This window comes from Burkholderia sp. Ac-20379 (assembly GCF_017104645.1).
Lineage (GTDB): Bacteria > Pseudomonadota > Gammaproteobacteria > Burkholderiales > Burkholderiaceae > Burkholderia.
Genome location: NZ_JAAGPF010000582.1, coordinates 1 through 2,438, shown reverse-complemented (window position 1 = coordinate 2,438; position 2,438 = coordinate 1). Strand labels below are relative to the sequence as shown.

The 2,438-nt window shown below is 69.7% G+C and carries 3 protein-coding genes and 1 pseudogene; 1 reads left to right on the top strand and 3 read right to left on the bottom strand.

Annotation, left to right across the window (positions count from 1 at the left end; translation table 11 throughout):
* Positions 1-145 (top strand): annotated as a pseudogene (locus G3N92_RS32950) (four-carbon acid sugar kinase family protein); the annotation flags it as partial.
* Positions 146-217: 72 nt separating this feature from the next.
* Here the strand turns inward: G3N92_RS32950 and G3N92_RS32945 are convergent.
* From G3N92_RS32945 to G3N92_RS32935, 3 genes are all read right to left on the bottom strand, one after another.
* Positions 218-1,129, bottom strand: coding sequence for a LysR substrate-binding domain-containing protein (locus G3N92_RS32945; protein ID WP_206131702.1), 912 nt, complete (start codon positions 1,127-1,129; stop codon positions 218-220).
* A 137-nt stretch (positions 1,130-1,266) separates the two neighbouring features.
* Positions 1,267-1,644 carry a response regulator gene (locus G3N92_RS32940; protein ID WP_241015179.1) on the bottom strand — a complete coding sequence of 126 codons (378 nt, stop codon included), beginning with the start codon at positions 1,642-1,644 and terminating at the stop codon, positions 1,267-1,269.
* Between the two features lie 220 nt (positions 1,645-1,864).
* The coding region (locus G3N92_RS32935; protein ID WP_206131700.1) for a FecR domain-containing protein at positions 1,865-2,438 on the bottom strand (574 nt) is incomplete at its 5' end.

The following is a 2,438-nucleotide window of genomic DNA, read 5'->3' as shown; positions in this document are numbered from 1 at the left end:
GGCGGGCATGGCGCCCGGCGCGCCGCTGTGCCGGGCCTGGTCGGACAACCCGGCGCGCGACGGCCTGGAGATCGTGCTGAAGGGCGGGCAGATGGGCGCGGCGTCGTTCTTCGGATCGGTGCGCGAAGGCACGCTGCTGGATTGAGGCGGCGGCGCGCGCCGCGCCCGGCCGCTTGGGTTGCTTACGTACGGCCGCGCTTGTCGCGGCCGTTGCCGTTCAGGCGGCGGTGCGAAGAAACGCCTGCATTTCCTGCAGCGTGGTGTTCATCTCGGCGGTCAGCCAGCGTTCGAGCTGGCTCACGTCGGCGTCGGCGCGCAGGTGCGGCGCGACCCACAGCATCAGTTGCCGCGGCCCCGGCGCGAAGCCGAACGGCGCGACGAGCTTGCCGGACACCAGATCGTCCATCACCAGCATCTGCGGCACGAGCGCCACGCCGAGGCCGCACACGGCGGCCTGGATCTGCAGGTAGAAGTGATCGTAGGCGCCCTCGCTCGCGCCGGCGCGCGCGGGCTCGCCCACCGCGCTGAACCAGTCGCTCCAGGCCTCGGGGCGCGTGCGCGTCGACAGCAGGCAGGCGCGTTCGAGATCGGCCGGCGCGGCCAGCCCGATCGATTGCGCATAGGCGGGCGAGCAGACCGGCCCGATCCATTCGTCGATCAGCTTGCGGCAGATCGCGTCCTTCGGCGGCGCGATCGTGCTCGCGCGAATCGCGACGCTGATCCGGTCGCGCACGAAATCGATCTGGTCGTAGTTCATGTTGAACTTCAGTTCCGTGTGCGGATAGCGCGCGTGAAAGCCGCCGATGCGCGGAATCAGCCAGTACATCATGATCGAGGTGGAGCACGACAGCGTCAGCGATTCGGGCTTCAACTGCTCGATGCTCGCGTCGATCAGGCTGAACGCCGTCGACAGCCCCTCGGCCAGCCGCAGGCCGTCGGGCGTCGGATCGGACGATTGCGCCGAGCGCACCAGCAGGGTCAGCCCGAGCGTTTCCTCGAGCGCCTTGACCTGCCGGCTGATCGCGCCGTGCGTGACGCACAGCTCCTGCGCGGCGAGCGTGATGCTGCGCAGGCGCGCGACGGCCTCGAATGCACGCAGGGCATTCAGGGACGGGCGGGGCTTCTGCATGGGCGTCTCCAGGGCGTCGGTCGAATCCCGACGCTTGCCGGCCTGCGGATGGGCCGATGTCGGGCGCGAGATTTTCTCACGAACGCCGGGAGGGGCGAAGGGCGGGCGGGGTGGTTCGGCGAGGGGCGGCGAGCGCGCTATTCGAGCGCCGTCATGCCCTGATCGATTTCGTCATAGGCCGCGAGCAGGGCCAGCAGCACCGAAATGTCGGACGCCTTGCGAAAGTAGCCGTCGAAGCCCGCGCCGACCGCCTGCACCTCGATGTCGCCCCACGCCATCGACGTATAGGCCACGATGATGGTCGGCCCGGTTTTCGGCGAGACGCGCAGGTGGCGCGCCACGTCGAAGCCGTCCATGCCGGGCATGCGGATGTCGAGCAGCACGATGTGCGGCATGTGGATTTCGGCGGCGCGATAGACGTCGTGCGCGTCGGTCACGAAGCGCGTGTCGAAGCCCAGCACGGAGAGGTACAGCGACATCGCCTCCGCGCCGTCCAGATAATCGTCGACGACCAATACCCGCCGCCGTCCGCTCGACCCGGAGATTTTCCGCGCCGAGCAAATCGCGGAGACCTGAAGGCTCATTCCATCCTCGCTTGCTGTCCATTTCGCATCGGCTCATGGTGACGGCAACGCGCGCGGAAATTGTGCCAAATGTGTGGACGTTTGCTTCGCGATTGTCACCGATCGTCACGGCGGCGCGGGCCGTGCAATCGACGCGCAATCCGCCGCGCCGTCAGCGCGGGCCGATGGTGGTCCACCACGGCAGCGGGTGGCGCACGGCGATCGGCAGATCCTGCGACACCATCGCCAGGATCTGTGCCGGACGGTCGAGCGGGTAGCGGCCGACCACGCGCAGCGAGGCCACTTCGGGGCTGACGCGGAGATAGCCGTGGCGATAGCGGCCGAGTTCGGCGGCGAACGCGGCCAGCGTCATGTCGTCGGCGATCAGCACGCCGCGCGACCATGCCTCGCGCGCCAGATCGGCGGGCGCGGGCGCATCGATGCGCTGCGCGTCGAAGCGCTGCTGCCGGTTGGCCGGCACGATCGCCTCCGCGCCGGCGGCGGTGCGGATCCGCACCGCGCCGCCGAACACGGCGAGCAGCGTGCCGTCGGCGTCGTCGCGCACCGAGAAGCGCGTGCCGAGCGCCTGCAGATCGCCGTAGCGGGTGGCCACGTGGAACGGGCGCCGGCGGGCGTCCTTGCCGGTGTCGATCAGGATCTCGCCGGCCTTCAGCGCGATCAGCCGGCGCGTGTCGTCGTAGCGGACGTCGAGCGCCGTGCCGGTGTTGAGCCAGATGTGCGTGTCA

Coding starts and splice junctions, on each gene's coding strand:
- G3N92_RS32945 (WP_206131702.1), bottom strand. CDS start 1,129: ATGCAGAAGCCCCGCCCGTCCCTGAATGCCCTGCGTGCATTCGAGGCC.